The sequence below is a fragment of the Bradyrhizobium sp. 41S5 genome, assembly GCF_011516665.3.
Classification (GTDB): Bacteria; Pseudomonadota; Alphaproteobacteria; order Rhizobiales; family Xanthobacteraceae; genus Bradyrhizobium; species Bradyrhizobium quebecense.
Genome location: NZ_CP083721.1, coordinates 5,090,392 through 5,107,748, shown reverse-complemented (window position 1 = coordinate 5,107,748; position 17,357 = coordinate 5,090,392). Strand labels below are relative to the sequence as shown.

15 protein-coding genes and 1 pseudogene are annotated in these 17,357 nt (G+C 65.7%); 10 read left to right on the top strand and 6 right to left on the bottom strand.

The window, feature by feature from the left end; genetic code table 11:
• Positions 1-427 precede the first annotated feature (427 nt).
• A pseudogene (locus HAP47_RS41630) lies at positions 428-1,095 on the top strand (ABC transporter substrate-binding protein).
• 140 nt (positions 1,096-1,235) lie between these two features.
• A complete protein-coding gene (locus HAP47_RS24935; protein ID WP_173642339.1) occupies positions 1,236-2,453 on the top strand; it encodes an MFS transporter in 1,218 nt (405 codons plus the stop codon).
• Between the two features lie 28 nt (positions 2,454-2,481).
• Here the strand turns inward: HAP47_RS24935 and HAP47_RS24930 are convergent, their stop codons facing one another.
• Together HAP47_RS24930 and HAP47_RS24925 are read right to left on the bottom strand one after the other, a co-directional pair.
• Positions 2,482-3,126, bottom strand: coding sequence for a Vgb family protein (locus HAP47_RS24930; RefSeq protein ID WP_173642340.1), 645 nt, complete (start codon positions 3,124-3,126; stop codon positions 2,482-2,484).
• 88 nt (positions 3,127-3,214) lie between these two features.
• Positions 3,215-4,435: a helix-turn-helix domain-containing protein gene (locus tag HAP47_RS24925; RefSeq protein WP_173642341.1), complete on the bottom strand. Its 1,221-nt coding sequence runs from the start codon at positions 4,433-4,435 to the stop codon at positions 3,215-3,217.
• Positions 4,436-4,524: 89 nt separating this feature from the next.
• Between HAP47_RS24925 and HAP47_RS24920 the strand changes: the two genes are divergently transcribed.
• Entirely contained in the window at positions 4,525-4,776 is a 252-nt protein-coding gene (locus tag HAP47_RS24920; RefSeq protein WP_371821654.1) for a hypothetical protein, read from the top strand.
• A gap of 5 nt (positions 4,777-4,781) precedes the next feature.
• Here HAP47_RS24920 and HAP47_RS24915 read toward each other — a convergent pair whose 3' ends face one another.
• A complete protein-coding gene (locus HAP47_RS24915; protein ID WP_173642342.1) occupies positions 4,782-5,873 on the bottom strand; it encodes an adenylate/guanylate cyclase domain-containing protein in 1,092 nt (363 codons plus the stop codon).
• 77 nt (positions 5,874-5,950) lie between these two features.
• Here HAP47_RS24915 and HAP47_RS24910 point away from each other — a divergent pair, with 77 nt between their 5' ends.
• Positions 5,951-6,409, top strand: a complete 459-nt coding sequence (locus HAP47_RS24910) for an SRPBCC family protein (protein ID WP_173642343.1) — start codon at positions 5,951-5,953, stop codon at positions 6,407-6,409.
• Positions 6,410-6,566: 157 nt separating this feature from the next.
• Complete coding sequence (locus HAP47_RS24905; protein ID WP_173642344.1) at positions 6,567-9,908, top strand: DEAD/DEAH box helicase; 3,342 nt, start codon at positions 6,567-6,569, stop codon at positions 9,906-9,908.
• Between the two features lie 47 nt (positions 9,909-9,955).
• Here HAP47_RS24905 and HAP47_RS24900 read toward each other — a convergent pair whose 3' ends face one another.
• A complete protein-coding gene (locus HAP47_RS24900) occupies positions 9,956-10,597 on the bottom strand; it encodes an HD domain-containing protein (RefSeq protein ID WP_173642345.1) in 642 nt (213 codons plus the stop codon).
• A 225-nt stretch (positions 10,598-10,822) separates the two neighbouring features.
• On the opposite strand from HAP47_RS24900, the gene HAP47_RS24895 reads away from it, so the two are divergent.
• Positions 10,823-11,788 carry a GlxA family transcriptional regulator gene (locus HAP47_RS24895; protein WP_173642346.1) on the top strand — a complete coding sequence of 322 codons (966 nt, stop codon included), beginning with the start codon at positions 10,823-10,825 and terminating at the stop codon, positions 11,786-11,788.
• Positions 11,789-11,876: 88 nt separating this feature from the next.
• A complete protein-coding gene (locus HAP47_RS24890; RefSeq protein ID WP_173642347.1) occupies positions 11,877-12,443 on the top strand; it encodes a histidine phosphatase family protein in 567 nt (188 codons plus the stop codon).
• Between the two features lie 21 nt (positions 12,444-12,464).
• On the opposite strand, the gene HAP47_RS24885 is transcribed toward HAP47_RS24890, so the two are convergent.
• On the bottom strand, positions 12,465-12,818 hold the full coding sequence (locus HAP47_RS24885; protein ID WP_173642348.1) for an MmcQ/YjbR family DNA-binding protein: 354 nt from the start codon (positions 12,816-12,818) through the stop codon (positions 12,465-12,467).
• Positions 12,819-13,016: 198 nt separating this feature from the next.
• On the opposite strand from HAP47_RS24885, the gene HAP47_RS24880 reads away from it, so the two are divergent.
• The 3 genes from HAP47_RS24880 (at position 13,017) to HAP47_RS24870 (ending at position 15,143) form a co-directional block, all read left to right on the top strand.
• Positions 13,017-13,631 (top strand): PadR family transcriptional regulator, encoded by a 615-nt coding sequence (locus HAP47_RS24880; protein WP_173643132.1) that lies wholly within the window; start codon positions 13,017-13,019, stop codon positions 13,629-13,631.
• Between the two features lie 26 nt (positions 13,632-13,657).
• Positions 13,658-14,308 (top strand): O-methyltransferase, encoded by a 651-nt coding sequence (locus HAP47_RS24875; RefSeq protein WP_173642349.1) that lies wholly within the window; start codon positions 13,658-13,660, stop codon positions 14,306-14,308.
• Positions 14,309-14,429: 121 nt separating this feature from the next.
• A complete protein-coding gene (locus HAP47_RS24870) occupies positions 14,430-15,143 on the top strand; it encodes a GNAT family N-acetyltransferase (protein WP_173642350.1) in 714 nt (237 codons plus the stop codon).
• 24 nt (positions 15,144-15,167) lie between these two features.
• Here the strand turns inward: HAP47_RS24870 and HAP47_RS24865 are convergent, their stop codons facing one another.
• Complete coding sequence (locus HAP47_RS24865) at positions 15,168-17,081, bottom strand: right-handed parallel beta-helix repeat-containing protein (RefSeq protein WP_173642351.1); 1,914 nt, start codon at positions 17,079-17,081, stop codon at positions 15,168-15,170.
• Positions 17,082-17,357 lie beyond the last annotated feature (276 nt).

The following is a 17,357-nucleotide window of genomic DNA, read 5'->3' as shown; positions in this document are numbered from 1 at the left end:
CACTCCGCGCGGCCATTCGGGATTTGTCGCTTTTGGAGTTCGACCAAGCCTCGCGTGGGCAACAAAAAACCCTCCGAAGCGGCTGGCTCGGGAGGGTCCGTGAAGTACGGATTGTCGATCGCGCTTAAGCGAGACCGCTCCCATGAACCGGGCGTGCACAGACGATCGGCCGTAGATTGGCGGATGATCGGCGGATCTGTTGGTATCCGTGCTGCGGTTTCGGTTGCATCGGTTTACTCGCATTGGTTCGCGAACATGGTGCTCGCGAGGGCCGCCGAAATACGCCTGCAACCTCTGAATGTCAAGTGGCGGCGGCGCCGATCTCGATGCAAGGTGACGCAAGCGGCGTGTGCTTGACGAATTCCTCAGCGCCGCGTCGATAAACTCGATCAAGCATGGTTGCATCCTGCTCAAAGGGAAGCCGCACATGGCATCACGTTCGATCACCTGCATCACGCTCGCGCTGCTCTGCGGCGCAGCGCTTCAGCCGTCACGTGCGGCGGAAACCAGCGCGCCTGTTCGCGTCGGCGCGGTACTGCCGTTCTCCGGTGGCGCCGAGCTCTACGGCGAGCAGGCCAGGCTCGGGCTCGATCTTGCCGCCAAGGACATCAACGCGGCGGGCGGCATCCTCGGCAGGCTTGTTGAGATCATCTATGCCGACGACAAGACGCGGCCACAGGCCGCCGCCGAGGCAATGCGCTCGTTGGTGGAAAAGACGGCGCGATTGCCGTGATCGGTCCGATCACCTCGCGAAACCTCAATGCGCTGGTGCCGCTTGCCAAGAGCTCGAAGACGCCGCTGCTCTACGCCACCAATTACGAGGGCGGCAAATGCAGCCGCTACCTGTTTTCGTTCGGCGCGGTGCCGAACCAGGAGCTCGGCCAGCCGCTGCCCTACATGACGCAGACCTTCGGCAACACGTATTTCCTGCTCGGCGCCGACCGGGTCTGGCCGCATCAGATGTTCGGCATCGCGCAGCCCTTGATCGAGAAGCTCGGCGGCAGGGTGGTCGGGACGAAGTACACGTTGGGGACCGAGGTCCGGCCACTCGGCGAGATCGCGCCGCAGCCCGGGTGCAGTCTGGCTGGTCGCTGACGCTAGCCCGGGTATCGCGATAGTGGCCCTTGGAGGTCACCACGGTCGCAAAGAAAAGTGAGCCAGGGCGATCGTCTGCTGTCGGTTCCACCCAGGTCCGTTCGTCTTCCAGCCAGAACGCACTGCATGGGAGTTCCGGAATGACCAATTCTGCCTATCGCTGGGTGATCGTCGCGGCCGGCGGCCTGCTTGGCTGCGTCGCGATCGGCGGCATGTTTTCGCTGCCGGTGTTCCTGCAGCCGATGGCGCGGGAGACCGGTTGGTCGGTGACCGGCATCTCCAGCGCGATGACGATCGGCTTCCTCGCAATGGCCTTCACCAGCATGCTCTGGGGCACGCTGTCCGACCGCTTCGGGCCGCTCCCGGTGGTGCTGACCGGATCGGTCGTGCTGGCGGCAAGCCTCGCACTGGCAAGCCAGGCACCGTCGCTGCTGGCGTTTCAGTTTCTCTTCGGCGCGCTGGTCGGCGCGGCAACGGCCGCGATCTTTGCCCCGATGATGGCCTGTGTCACCGGCTGGTTCGACACCCATCGCAGTCTTGCCGTCTCGCTGGTGTCGGCCGGCATGGGCATGGCGCCGATGACGATGTCGCCGCTCGCGGCCTGGCTGATCTCCCACCACGGCTGGCGGACGTCGATGCTGATCGTCTCAGGCGTGGTCGGCGCGATCATGATCCCGGTCTCGTTCCTGGTGCGACGCCCGCCGGCGCTGCAAGGCGGCCACGCTGAAGCGGCAAGCACGAACGGTGAGCCGTCGATGTCGCTGGCGCAGGCGCTGCGCTCGCCGCAATTCATCATCCTGATCGCGACCAATTTCTTCTGCTGTGCCACCCATTCGGGGCCGATCATTCACACGGTGAGCTACGCGGTCACCTGCGGCATTCCGATGGTCGCGGCGGTGACGATCTACAGCGTGGAAGGGCTCGCCGGGATGGGTGGCCGCATCGCCTTCGGCTTGCTCGGCGACCGTTTCGGCGCCAAGCGCGTGCTGGTGCTGGGCCTGCTGGCGCAGGCGTTCGGCGCGCTCGGCTATGTCTTCGTGCGCGAGCTGGCCGCGTTCTACGCGGTCGCAGCAATCTTCGGCTTCATCTATGCCGGCACCATGCCGCTGTATTCCGTGCTGATCCGCGAGAATTTTCCGCTGCGCATGATGGGCACCGTGATCGGCGGCACCGCGATGGCCGGCAGCCTCGGCATGGCGACCGGACCTTTGGCCGGCGGCCTGATCTACGACACTTTTGCGAGCTATACGTGGCTCTATGTCGGCTCCTGGGCCGTCGGCCTCGGCGCGTTCCTGATCATGATGTCGTTCCGCCCGATGCCGGCGGCGCGACCTGCGGCGGTGCCGGCGCCGGCGTGAGTCCGTGGCGCGGGTGAAGCCTACTGCTTCACGCGCGGCTGCGCTTCGGCCGCCGGATGGCGCGCACCTTGTTGTTGGTCGAGCCGCTGCCGCAGAAGAACCGGTCCTTGCCGTCGGACTCGAGCCCGGAGACGAACACGCCCTGCGGCATCTCCAGCCGTTCCATCACCTCGCCGGTCTGCGGATCGATGCGCCGGACGTCGCTCTGGTCCTCTTCCCAGGTGCCGTGCCAGAGTTCGCCATCGACCCAGGAGACGCCGGTAACGAACCGGTTGCTTTCGATGGTGCGCAGAATCTTGCCGGTTTCCGGATCGACCTGAACGATCATGCGGTCGCGATACTGGCCGACCCACAGCGAGCCTTCGGCCCAGGCGAGACCGGAGTCGCGGCCGCCGCCGGGCGAGGGGATCGTCGACACCACGCGTCCGCTGTTCGGCTCGATCTTCAGGATGCGGTCCTCGGCGATCTGATAGAGGTGCTTGCCGTCGAAGGCGGTGCCGGCATGGGCCGCGATGTCGAGGGTACGGGTGGTGCCGCCGCTGTCGGGATCGAAGGCGACCAGCCGGCCACCGGCTGCGAACCAGACCTGCTCGCCGTCGAAGCTGACGCCGCCAACGCTCTCGACGCCCTCGAAGGCATATTCCCGGATGATCTCGGCTTCGGACTTCTTCATGCGGCACTCCTGGTCCGTGTCTTGACGCGTTTTCTTCGCGCGAAGGGGTATCCACTTCGCGCGAAAACGCGCTGATTGCTCTCCGATGCTAGCCGTTCGGCAGCGGGGCAGGGAGTAACAACGTCGTCGTGAATCCCGGCACCGGGGGCGTCATCCAGCGCCTTGCGCGGGCGCGGCCGACCGACTGCACCTTGCCCGTGGCGGCCAGGGCGTCGAGCGCGCGCTGCACGGTGCGCTGACTCGCCCCCAGCGCCACCGATAGCGCCGAACTCGACCAGGCCTCGCCGTCGGCGAGGAAGGCCAGCACCGCCGCGTGCTCCTCCTCGACCGGCAGCGCCAGCACGGTGACCTCGCGGCGGCCATGTGGCACGAGCACAAAGCCGTCGGGCGTCGCGCTGAGATTGGCGAGCGGCTGCAAGGCCCGGCGCAGCCGTCCGATCTCGACCCGCAGCCGCGCACGGTGCGATTCATCGGCATGCTTGCCGCGAAACGCGCGTGCGATCAGCGTGCCGCGCGGCACGTCCTGCGGCCACGCTTCGCCGAGCGCACGCGCGAGCGCGAACAGCACCGGCCGCCGCGTCAGCGAGACCGTGGTGCCGACATCGCGCACGACGTAGCGGCAGGCATCGACGACGAGCGCCTTCGATGCCATCAGGGCCTCGACCTCCTCGAGCAGCAGCGGCCGCGCGCGGCCGCGCGCGATCAGGCGCGCCGCCGGCGTGGCGAGCAGGTTGGCAGTGCTCTCCACTTCGGCTGCAAGCTCGGCGATACCGGCGCGGCGCGCGGCATCCTTTGCCCGTGCCAGCGCTTCCCGCGCCGGCTTCGTCCGCAGCCGCCGCATCGCGATTCCGGCGACGACCAGTTCATGACCGACCCGCAGCGCGGGCGGGAAGGGCGCCGGATCGAGGTCATCAAGCATGCGCTCGGCCGCATCGAGGCTCCCGATCAGCAGCAGCCGGCGGATTTCGAGATAGCCGGCATGGGCGGCGTTGAGCGCATCGCCACGCGCCGCGAGCGTCGCGCGCGCCGCCGCGAGGCTCTTGCTGGGAAACGAAAGGTCGCGCGACGCCAGTGCGATCTCCGCTTCGGCCACCACGCAGCGGGCCCGCGCGGTGGCTTCACGCGGACCGAAGGCGCGGCCCGCGCGCCGCAACAGCTCCTTGGCGCGGGTGAAATCGCCGAGCCGGGCCATCGCGATGCCGCGCAACGCCAGCGCCGGCGCATCGTCGCGCAGGGCCACCCGTTTCAGTGCGCCGAGGGGATCACCCGCCGCGAGCGCGCGCGCCGCAGCCGTAATCAGCGAGTCCATTCGAATCCCGACACACTTGTCACTCTCGCCCTCCGAGGCCCGGTCCTAACCTAGCACATGACGACATGGATCATCTCCAGAGAGATCGAATGATGACCGGAATCGAGACACATGAGGATTGGTTGAAAGGCCGGTTCGGCGGCCGCGGTGCCATGGTCGCGCGCTGGCTGTCGCTGGCGGCGGCGCCGACCTTCGCCGTGATGGCGCTGGTGGCCGCGCTGGCGCCGGCCGACATGATCTGCGGCGCCATGCAGGGACCGCTCTCGTTGCAGGGGATGGTCCCGATGTACGCGCTGATGTGTGCATTTCATCTGGCGCCGTGGTTGCGCCTTTTCCGATGACCGGCTCATCCCTCCGGCAGGGTGAAGACCGCGCAGGGCCGCGCGATGCCGCGCAGCTCATGGGTGCCGAGCGCGACCAGCGGCATCTCGGTCTCGGCGGCGAGCGCGCCCGAGACCAGCACGGTCTGCTCCAGCGGCTTGCACAGGCCTTCCAGCCGGCTGACCAGATTGACCGCGGCGCCGATCGCGGTGAAGTCGAGGCGGTCGGCGGCGCCGATATTGCCCCAATGCACCTCGCCGAGATGCAGCGCCACGCCGAACGGCAGTCGCGGCAAGCCGTGCTTGCGCCGCTCGGTATCGAGATGCGCCATGCCGACGCGGGCCGCCGACACCGCGCACAATGCCGCCTCGCATGCGCTGCGCGCACTCGTCGTGACCGGAAAGATCGCGAGCAGCCCGTCGCCGATGAATTTCAACACCTCGCCGCCGAAGGCGTGGATCGCGCCGGCGATGCGGTCGAACCAGGCATCGAGCGCGGCGATCACTTCGGCAGGCGGATGGCTTTCGGAGAGCGCGGTGAAGCCGCGCAGGTCGGCAAACAGCAGCGCCGCCCGGATGGTTTCGCCGGTGTTGCGCCGCAACGGCGATGCCAGGACGCGCGCCGCGCTGCGCCGGCCGAGATAGGCCTCCAGCGCCGCCGTCAATGTCGCGCGCGCCGCCAGCGCGGCGAGCGGTGCGGCCGTGAAGCGCGCCGCCTCGCGCAATTGATCCGCTTCGGCGGGCGTGAACGCGCGTGTCCCGATCCATCCGAGGGTCGGGCCATCCGGCCGCGTTCCAATTGTGTCCTCGTGGATAGGGCCGGGCGCGAGGCTATTGAGCCAGCGCCGGCCGGTATCGCCGGATCCGATCATAGCGGGCATTGCAAAGGGTTGTTCCGGCGCGAACCCGAGCGCCTCGATGACCTCGCCATCGCCGGCGCGCCACAGCCAGGTGCGCCTTGCGATGAGCGGGTGCGGAACTTCGAGCGTCAGCGCACCGCCGGCAAGCGGCAGGCCATCCGTGATAAGATGGCTGCCCAGATCCGCCAGTAACCGGTTGGCGCCCGCGGTCTCGGCGGCGGCGTCGACCAGCCAGCTCAGCGTCGAGGACAATCGCATCACCCCATCATGGGGTTGATGCACCACCCTTGTCACGAATTATCCCTGAAGACCTACCGTCAATGGAGGATGGATCGATGACCGAAGCCTTCATCGTTCAACGCGAGATCCAGATCGCAGCGCCGCCGGCAACCGTGTTCGCCTTCCTGACCGATCCGCAGAAGATCGTGAGCTGGATGGGGCTGGAGGCCGAGACCGAGCTGCATCCCGGCGGGCTCTATCTGCTCAAGGGCCTCGGCAACGACCGCAACCGCGCTGCGCGCGGCGCGTTCCGCGAGGTCGTGCCGGTGCACCGTCTTGCCTATAGCTTCGGCTGGGAGGGCGGTGCGGAAGTGCCGCCGGGATCGAGCCTGATCGAGATCGACCTGATCGGCAAGGACCGCGGCACGCTGTTGCGAATGACCCATAGCGGCCTGCCGAAGGCCGAGCAGTGCGCGAGCCATAGCAAGGGTTGGACGCACTACCTTGCCAGGCTCGCGCTCGCGGCCACCGGTCGCGATCCTGGGCCGGACCGCGGTCCGGTGCAGGGCAGTTAGACTGCGGGCGTCCGCCGGCCCCAATGTGCCGCGGCCGGCGAAAAAGGAAGGTGTGGAAGCAGGGCAGGCACTCGTCGATGCCGTTTGGCCGACATATTCCGCCTGCTAATGGTGGATTGTCGCGGCGCCGCCACTTTCCTGGAAACCGCAATCCTTGATGCCTGACATTCCGAACCTTTCCGAGCGACTGAAACAGAAGGACATCCTCGGCTTCTTCAGCCGGTCGGCTGCGGACAAGGCCTTTGCCTACCGCGCTCAGGGCCGTGTCTCAGCGTTGGTGGTCAGCCAGGATCTCACCCGCGTGCAGGCGCAGGTAAGCGGAACCGAACGCAAGCCCTATCAGGTCGATATCGAGCTGGAGTACGACGGCAATCGACTGGTCGACATCGACGGCGATTGCACCTGTCCAATGGTCGTGAACTGCAAGCACGTTGCCGCGACGCTCTTTGAAGCCTTGCATTCGCCTGTACGGGAGACCGGCATGGCACCGCAGCAGCCGCGAAGCGCCGCGGGCAACGGGCAGTCGCGACCTGACGCGGTACTACCCTACCAAATCGCGGAATGGATCGAGACCGTCGGCCGGTCGGTGCGGGATGTGGGCTATCCGCCCGAGGGCACCCAGCGATTGCTCTACTACCTGCAGCCCGGGTTGGCGGATGTCGGCGTTCCCTGCATGGACGTGTCGTTGGTATCCGTTAGAATCCTGAAGAGCGGCGAGTTCGGCAGCAAAGTATCGCGGCCATCTTTGGCCGAATTTTCCGTCGATCGCGCGCCGAAATATTATCTCGAGTCCGACATCGACATCCTTATCAGGCTGTCCAGCGAGTTTCGGTCCGGCTATGCGTTCGGCCGACGCACCTATTCGGCTGATGCCCTGAAACAGGTCGTCGCAACGGGGCGGGCGTTCTGGCGCGATCACAGCGGTGCGCCGCTGCAATGGGGCGAGCCGCGGAACGGTCGCATCGCGTGGCGTCAGGTCACCAGGGACGGCATTGCTCCGCTGCTGATCGTCGAGGGCGCGACGGCGCTGAATGCCGAGCCGCCGGTCTACGTCGACGACGCCGCCGGATTGATCGGGGCGATCACGTTGAATCTTCCGGAGCGGCTGAGCAGCCGGCTTCTGTTGGCTCCAGCCATCCCGCATGCCCATGTCGCGCAAGTCGTGCAACGCCTTGGCCAGAAGTTGCCGAGCCTGGATCACGGCTGGTTGCCCGCGCCGCCGGCCGCCGCCACCAAGATCGACACGGACCCAAAGCCGGTGCTTCGTTTGATGTCGGGGCGCAAGGCGGCTCATGCCTACTACTCCTATGGCGACGGTACGCCCGACCGCGTGCCGGTGGCCCGCCTCAGCTTCCGCTACGGCCCGGTCGAAATCGAACGGTCGGAAAGCGCCCACCGGGCGGAGCTGTTCCGGGACGGAACCCTCTACGTCGTCACGCGACGCAAGGCCAAAGAGAAGGAGATGACTGCACGACTGACCAGTCTCGGCCTGGTCGAAGTGAGATCGGCCTTCCTGCAGCTTGATCTCGCGCATGCGTGTGATCTGACCTTCGCGCAGTCGACCGATTGGCTCGACTTCCTCAATGTTGATGCGGCCAATTTGCAGGCGGCCGGTCTCGAAATCCGCATCGACGACGATTTCCCGTACCGGCTCGCGACCTCATCCGGGGTGTTCGATGCCGACTTCGAGAGCAGCGGTATCGACTGGTTCGAGCTTGCGCTCGGGATCGAAATCGACGGCGAACGCCGCGATCTTGCTCCGCTCCTGGCGGCGCTGGTATCGCAACCCGGATTTGCGCCCGAGACGGTCAAGCAACTCGCGGAGGATGGCGATAGCGTCTACCTGCCGTTGGCTGACGGCCGCTATCTGGCGCTGGCGGCCGACCGCTTCCTTCCGCTCGTACTGGCGCTCCATGGACTTACTCTGAGCGGAACCTTCGTCGCTACCTCGGGAAAGTTCCGGCTGTCGCGCGCACAGATCGTGCCGCTGCTCGGTCTCGAAGCCGATCACTTCGTCTTTAGAGGAGCAGATAGTCTTCGCCGCATGGCAGGGTTGCTCGGCGCCCGCGGATTGCCTGATCCGGTCCTGCCATCCGATTTCAATGCGGCCTTGAGGCATTATCAGACGCAGGGCGTGGCTTGGCTCGACCTGCTCAGGGAAAGCGGCTTGGGCGGCGTGCTGGCGGACGACATGGGATTGGGCAAGACCGTCCAGATCTTGGCGTTGCTGGCGCTGGAGAAGGCGCGTGGTCATCTGACGGATCCTGCGATCGTCGTCGCTCCCACAAGCCTGATGACCAACTGGTTCAACGAGGCGCGCAAGTTCACGCCAGGCTTGAGGGTTCTCGTCCTGCACGGCCCCGACCGCAAGCAAAGTTTCGAAGCGATCGCCGATCACGATCTTGTTCTGACGACCTATCCGCTGATCGCACGCGATCACGAGGTGCTGCTGGCGCGTGAATGGCACATCGCGGTACTGGACGAGGCTCAGACCGTCAAGAATTCCAACGCGGTGACGACGCGGCGGCTCCAGGACATCCGTGCGCGGCATCGCTTCTGCCTGACCGGCACGCCGATGGAAAATCATCTCGGCGAACTCTGGTCGATCATGAGCTTTGCCATCCCGGGATATCTCGGCGATCGGGCGGCGTTCGCGCGCAACTGGCGGACGCCGATCGAGAAGCGTGCCGACGTCGGACGCGCACGGGCGCTGACGCAGCGTATCCGCCCGTTTTTGCTGCGGCGGACCAAGCACGAGGTGGCCGCCGAGTTGCCGCCGAAGAGCGAGTTCACCGAAAGGGTCGTTCTCGAAGGCAACCAGCGGGAACTCTACGATGCCATCCGTCTGTCGATGTCAGAGAAGGTCCGCAAGGCGGTCCGGGAACGCGGCCTGGCCAAGAGCCATATCGTTGTGCTCGAAGCCCTTCTCAGGATGCGTCAGGCCTGCTGCGATCCTGCGCTGCTCAACCTCGACGACGGCGTCAAGCGTCCGTCTGCAAAGCTCGATCGGCTGATGGATATGGTCGAAGAACTCCTGAGCGAGAAGCGCAAGATCATCGTGTTCTCGCAGTTCACCTCCATGCTGGCATTGATCCGCAAGCGCTGCGACGCGCTCGCCATCAGGTACAGCGTGCTGACCGGCGAAACGAAGGACCGCAGCAGTGCGATCCAGGGGTTTCAGGACGGGGTCACCGACCTGTTCCTGATCAGCCTGAAGGCCGGTGGTGTCGGACTCAATCTGACCGCCGCGGACACCGTCATCATCTTCGATCCCTGGTGGAATCCCGCGGTCGAGGAGCAGGCCATCGATCGTGCCCATCGCATCGGTCAGGACAAGGCCGTTTTTGTCTATCGGCTGATGGCTACCGGTACGATCGAAGAGAAAATGGACGAACTCAAGGCCCGCAAGCGCGCGCTGGCCGACAGCATTTTCGATTCGCAAGGACGCATCGGCGCCGCACTCACGGAAGAGGACGTCCAGGCATTGTTCGCGGATTGAGCATGGCTTCGTTCCGGCTGATGAGGGCAAGGTCGGGCTGGCCCATTTCACGTCGGCCATTTCGAGCCGAGGATGATCGAGCAGAAGTTCACCCTTGTGTAGTTCATGTCCTTCAGCGCCAGCACGTCGGCCTTGACGTTACCGAAGGTGGTCAGCGGCTTCTTGATGGTGCCGGCCGCGAAATGATCGATGATGTTCTCCTTGAAGTTCGCCTCGCGCGGATGATGCGCGCAGACATGGTCGCGATGCTCGTGCGAGAAATCGTCGTAGGCGATGCCGAGCACGTCCATCTCGACGCCGGCGGTGACCAGCGCGATGGTCGGACGCATGTGCTCGGGGATGCCGGGCGTGGTATGCAGCGCGATCGAGGCCCAGACGTCCTCGATGTCGCGTTCGGCGACGCCGTGGCCCTTGAGGAAGTCGCGTGCGGCGTTGGCGCCGTCGACCTCGAAGCGCAGATCGGGGCTCGCATGTTCGGCGGTGAGGCCCATGTCGTGGAACATGGCGCCGATATAGAGCAGCTCGGGATCGAACTTCAGCTTGCGGCGATTGCCGGTGAGCGCGCCCCAGAAGAACACGCGGCGGCTGTGATTGTAGAGCAGGTCGTCCTCGGTATCGCGCACCAGCTGGGTCGCGGCGCGGGCCATGGCGCTGTCGGGCACACGGATGCCGGCGATGATCTCGGTCATTTCAAGACGCTCCTCGATATGGCAAGACGATACCGTGGCGTGCGAAACACGCGCGGTGCCCCAGCGCTCGTCTCTACGGTGTGTTCGGATCGCCTCGTGGCCTGATCCGTGGTGTACTTGTCGCCCGTCTTGGCCTGATCCCGCAACGATCGTGCGCCGCCGGATCGGGCCAACGAGACATCGTTTCGCGCCACAGGCAAGGAAAGGGTGGGGCAGGGAGAAGGCATGGCGGTTCAGAAGGTCGCGATCGCGATTCACGAAAGGGTTCAGGCGCTCGATATCGCGGGCCCCGTCGACGTGTTCGCGGAGACGAACGGTTTTGTCGCCGATGGCGACGGCTATGAGACGGTGCTGGTCGGCGCCAGCCGGGAACCGCTGCGCGCATCGAACGGCATGAAGATATCGGCCGATCTCAGTTTCGATGAGGCAGACGAGAAATTCGACATCCTGCTGGTTGCCGGCGGACCGGCATTGCCCGATGCCGAGCCGGATCCGGCGCTGACGCAGTGGCTGCGCGGGGCCCCCGCGCGCGCCGAGCTCTACGGTTCGATCTGCACCGGCGCCTTCGCGCTCGGTCATGCCGGGCTGCTCGACGGGCACAAGGTGACGACGCATTGGCAGAACGCGCAGCTTCTGGCGGCGTGCTTTCCGGCCGCCGAGGTGATCTTCGACCGGATCTATATTCGTGACGGCAGACTGATGACCTCCGCCGGCGTGACCGCGGGCATCGACCTCGGTCTCGCGCTGGTCGCCGAGCGTCATGGGCCGCAGGTGGCGGTCGCGGTGGCCAAGCGGCTGGTCGTGGTGGCGCAACGCCAGGGCGGCCAGTCGCAGTTCAGCCCCTATCTCACCGCGCCGGTCGACGAGGATTCGCCGATCGCGCGCGCGCAGGCGCATGTCATGCAACGTGTCGGCGAGCGCCACACGCTGCAAACGCTGGCCGAGGCCGTCGGCATGAGCGTGCGCAATTTCGGCCGCGCCTTTGCGCAGGAGACCGGCCTCACGCCGCATGAATTCGTCGAACGCGCGCGGGTCGACGCCGCGCGCCGGCTGCTCGAGGGCTCGGACCGGCCGCTGAAGGCGGTCGCGTTCGATTGCGGCTTCGGCTCGGCCGACCGCATGCGCATCGTGTTCAGCGAGCGGCTCGGCGTGTCGCCCGCGCAGTACCGGTCGAGTTTTCGCAAATTGTGACGCTGTTCATGAATCGGGGGCCTGATTGGGGATAGGATCAATCTGTCCGAATTCATTTCAAATAATGCAACTTTTCCGCGAGGCTGACATGGACGCGCTCACGCTCTTCATCATCCGTCACGCCGAAAAGCCAGGCGAGTCCTGGCCGGGGCCCGGCTTCACCGCGGACGGTGTGTCCGATACCGAGTCGCTGGTGCTCCGCGGCTGGCAGCGTGCAGGCGCGTGGACGGCATTATTTGGCACCGATCTCACCGGCGGCGACTATGCCAAGCCTGACGCGATCTACGCCGCGACGCCCGGAACCGTGCCCAATCAACCACCGAGCAGCCGTCCGGCCGAGACGATCTCGGCGCTTGCCGCGCTTCGCGGCGTGACGCCGAACGTAGGGTTCGGCAAGGGTGACGAGCCGGCGTTGATGCAGGCGGTGCTGGCACTGAAGGGGGTCGTGCTGCTGTGCTGGGAGCACAAGGTGATCATCGCCGACATTCTGCCGCTAATCCCGGTCAGCAAGGGCAAGCCGCCCACCAAATGGGAGAGCAGCCGGTTCGACGTCGTACTGCGCTTCGAGCGCGCCAAGGGCGACGACAAGTTCGCCTTCAAGGAGCTGTTTCCGAAATTGCTGTCGGGCGATTCCGACAAGCCGTTGGGCGGCTAAGCCGCGTAGCGGCTCGGCCCATCAATCGAGCCCGAGCGCCTTGCGCGACTTCCGCGTCAGCTTCGCGGCGATCAGCGCATGCGCCTGATCGAGATAGGCCTTGAGTTCGGCGTCGGGCAGGGCGTCGTTGCCGATCAATTGCACCCATTTGGCACGCGCCAGATACGGCGCCGGCCGCGCGAGCTCCTGCTCGATCAGAAGCTGATAGGCCATGTTCGAGGTCTTGAACATGAAGCCGCCGGTGCTGGCGATGAAGCCGCCGGCCAGCGCGAACATCTTGCCGCCGACCTTGAACACCGACGTGCCTTCCCATTGCACCACCTTGGTGGCGGCGGGCAGGCGCAGGCAATGAGCTTCGAAGGTCTTGGGGCGCATGAGTCGGAGGCGCTGGAGGGCTTCAAAGCCATAAGCCAGCCGCGCGAAGCCGGGCAAGCCCGGCGTAAGCCGCCAATCCCGGCCAGTTCCGGTGCTGCTCCGTCCGCACGACCTCACGAAAATGTGGGTTGGCGCCAATCCTTCTTTAGATATATCGTAAGATATATTTTCAGTAAGGGGCGGCCAATGAGACGATCAATGTTTGGCGGCCGGGACGATGACGGATTCCGGTTCGGCTTCTTCGCCATGGGACGGCACGGCAGGGGCGGCCATCGCTTTGGCCGCGGCGGCCATGGCTTCTTCGGGCGGGGCGGCGACTTTCCGGGATCGCGGCGGCTCTCGTCGCAGGACCTGCAACTCGTCATCCTGGCGCTGCTCGGCGAGCAGCCGGCGCACGGCTACGAGTTGATCAAGAAAATCGAGGAGCGGTCGGACGGCTTCTACAGTCCGAGCCCGGGTGTGATCTATCCGGCGCTGACCTTCCTCGAGGAGATCGGCCACGCAAGCGTCACCCAGGATGCGGCGCGCAAGCTCTACAGCATCACCGAGCAGGGCAAGGCGCATCTCGCCGAGAACCGCGCCACCGCTGACACCATTCTCCAGGCGCTGTCGCGGATCGGCGGCCGCATGGAGGAGGTGCGCGAAGCCTTCGCCGGCGTGAGCGATCTCGATGGCGAATCCTCCGACGACGTGCACCGCGCCCGTCACGCCCTGAAGAGCGCGCTGCGCCAGAAGCGCGGCTGCGATGCCGCCGAGGCTCGCCGCATCGCGAAGATCCTCGACCGCGCCGCCGCCGAAATCCTGCAGCAATGACGCAGTCGCAGCAAATGAGACCCTTCATGTACAATGCTGAGCCGCACAGCGCGATTACTGACGCCCGCGTCGCTGCCGTCATCGAGTGCCTGCAGGCCAAGCGCCTCAGGCCGGCCGCCGGCGGTCCGCGCGGCAATCCGACGATGAGCCGCGATCCGCTCGACTATGCAGAGCAGGGCTTCTCAATTCATCCCGAGCAGGGCGAACTGATCTATCTGTTGTGCCGCGGCCTGCGCGCCAAACGCGTCGCGGAGTTCGCGACGTCGGTCGGAATGTCGACGCTGTATTTCGCCGCCGCGATGCGCGACAATGGCGGCGGCACCGTGATCGGCTCGGAGATCGTGCCGGCCAAGGTAGCAACCGCGAAGCGCAATCTCGCCGAGGCCGGCCTTGCCGACTATGCCGAGATCCGCGATGGCGATGCGCGCCAGACGCTGCGCGATCTCGGTGGTCCGGTGGACTTCATCCTGATCGACGGCTGGCCGGGCGAGAAGGGACCGACACTCGCCCGCCAGGTGATCGAGATCGTTGCTCCGCAGCTTCGCGTCGGCGGCTATGTCATGAACGACAATGCCGAGGCGGATTTTCTGGAGTTCGTGCGCGATCCCAAAAATGGCTTTGTGTCGATCACGCTGCCGCTCAAGGGCGGTACCGAGCTCTGCCTGAAGGTGGCGTAGGGATCGGTTCGGCGCGGCGAAATCCTGCTGGCGCAATTGTGAGCCGCAACGACGTCACGCCACGCTGGATTTTGTCGGCGCTTCTTGCTCTGTTCGAGGAAAATCAGGAGCGAAGCGCCGCATGTCCGAAGTCCCGCCGATCCATCCGCTTGATCGCCCAATCTGGAGCGCGCTGACCACGAGGCAACGGGACCTTGCGGAAGGCGGCACCGAGGCAAGGCGCTTTCCGGTCGCGATCGCGCCCTTCGCCGACACGATCGACATGTCGCCCAATAGCTTTGCCGCGCTCGGCGCGCTGCTGTCGGGACCCGACATCGCGGTGCTGTTCACGCCCGATCCTGTCCCTGTGCCGCCGGAGTTCAAGGTGCTGCTGGCCGAGACCGGCGAGCAGATGATCGGCACACCGGCGGAGTTTTCTCTGCCCGGCGTCGAGATCGTCACGCTCGGCGCCGCCGACGTTCCCGCGATGATGGCGTTGACGGAAATGACAAGACCCGGACCGTTCAGCGCGCGGACGCATGAGCTCGGCACCTTCCTCGGTATTCGCGTTGGCAGCGAGCTGGTCGCGATGACGGGGGAACGGATGAAGCCGGGGAACTATACCGAGATGACCGCGGTCTGCGTGCATCCGGACCATCGCGGCCGCGGCTATGCGCAGGCGCTGCTGTCGGCGGTGGGCCGCCAGATCGTGGCGCGCGGCGAGATCCCGTTCCTGCACGTCTTCACCAGAAACGTCTCGGCAATCGCGCTCTACCGCCGTCAGGGCATGGAGATCCGCCGCCGCCTGCACATCACGGTGCTGCAGAAGCTGGGGGAGGGCAAAGTCCGCGAATGATGCCCTGAGCGGTGCCGCGCTCGCTCACGCCAGCCTGTTGCCGGCGAGATGCACCGTGCGCTTGTCGCAGCTGGGATCGATCGCGACGGCATTCGTCGCGATCCGGCCGTGTGCGGCGACGTTGTTGCTGATCTCGACGTTTCTGGCGCGGCCGACGAAGATCGCGCTGTCGGGCTTGATATGGAAGAAGTCGCCGGCCCCGAACGCGCTACCGCGCACGAAAGTCTGGCCGATCACGTTGCCGGCGATTTTGACGCCGTCGGCATTGCTGACGAAGATCGCGTAGATATAGGAATCGTCGATGTGATTGCCTTCGATGATGACGCGCCGGTTCTGGAAATTGTCCTGAAATCCCTTGGCGCCTTCCGGCGGCACCATACCGACATAGATGGTGCCGAGCGTGCCGCTGCCGCTGGTCAGCTCATTGGCGCCGTTGACGCAATGGCTGAAGCGGTTATTGCGGAACACGAGGTTCTCGGCAAATCCCGACTCCGACCAGAAGCCGATGTCGCTCCCTGCCTGCAGCGCGACGCCGGTCGAGAACGTGAACTGGCAGTTCTCGACGATGGCGTTCGGCGCCTTCATCAGCACGCGGCTGCAGGCGTGGAAATTGCAACGCAGCACGGTGGCGCCGGATCCGATGTGCGTCAGCGAGGTGATGGCATCGCCGGTCTTGAGCGGCAGGTCCTGCTGCAGGACCACGTCGTAGATCAGGTCCGGCTGGGTGGTCGGGCTCCTGTTCTTCCAGAGCTGGGCGATCTTGGCCTTCAGCTCGGGCGCGTGGCGCTTGGTCAATTGCTCGACCTTGCCGCGTCCGAGGGAGCGAAACGTCGCATGGTCGCAGCTCTCGACATCGTCGCCGGCCGCGAGGCCGACGTCCCGTTTCGGGCTGAGCAGAAACCGCCGCGGCGCGGTCTTCGCCACGACGTAGTAGTAGAAGCCGTGCACGTTGACGGCATCGTCGGAGGTATTGGCGAAACTGCAGTCCTCCATGGTCGGACCGCGCGCAACCGCGGTGAAGTGCGAACCGTCGGAATTGGTCGAGATCAGGCGGTCGGTCGTCGCGCCCTTCGGCCGTGGTCCCGGAATGACCGAGACCTTCTGCAGCATCATCGAGCCTTCGCCGCCGTTCTCGATGATGCCCATGCCCGGAGAGGCCAGCAGCTTCAGGTCGATCAGGCTGGTGGCGACGCTGGAGTCCACGGCGATGGCATGCGCGCCGCTGTTTGCGATGGTGACGACATCGCCCACCGCGATCGGCAGCTGGCTCGGGAAACGATCGTTCGCGCCCCACCGCAGATGCACCTTGATCTGGCCGTCGCCGAGGCGCGTGGCATGGGTCGGTGAGAGGAAATCCCTGGCGCCGGTCTTCAGCGCTCGGTTGCGGCGGTCCATCACCTTGAAGAAGCCATGCGTGAAGGCGGCCAGCAGTGCGGCATCATCGGGATAGCCGGGATCGACCTTCACCGTAATGTCGACCGCTTGCTTGTCGAACGCGTTGATGGTTCCCTGGGTGAAGGGAAGCGGATCGTAGTCGATGGTGAGATCGCGGATGGTGAGGCGGTTGCAGCCGGAGATCGCGAAGATCCCGCTGCGTGCCGTGTTGATAAGCTGCGCGCCATTGCCGTTGAGCTCGAAGCCGTGCAATTGCCGGAACGCGAGCGGCCGCTTGATCCGGTAGCTGGCATTCTTCTCCAGATTGAGGACGATGTGAACCGGCCCCGCCTTGCTCGCATCAGCCGCAGCCTTGGCGATGGCGGCCAGCGCCTTGGCAAAGGCCGCGTCGGCGTCCCCGCCGGAGGTTGCTGTGAAGGAGGACATGTCAAAGGTCGCGGCCCCAGCGGCCGGCGCCGGCTCGGCGCGGCCTTCGGTCCCGAGCAGCGGGCTCGCCATGAAAAGCGAGGCAAGCGTCAGCGCTCGACGGCGGCTGATCGGCATGGTGCACGGCTCCTTGCGATCCCGGGATCGGTCGCGCGCACTATCGGTCCGCGGAGATGAACGGCAGCGAAATGGCGGGCAGCGGGCGCGGGGCCTCTCGACGTCGTGATGCGAGATCGAGGATTGAGGCGCCTGCGAACGGACCGCAGCAGGAGCGGGCGAGCAGCAGCTGAGACTCAGTGTTTCTTCGCTACGCCCCTGATCTTGGGCGTCTGCGTGCGCGCGGCGATCCGCGTCAACGCATCGGCAAAGGCGCGCGCGGCGGGCCGAGCGGCT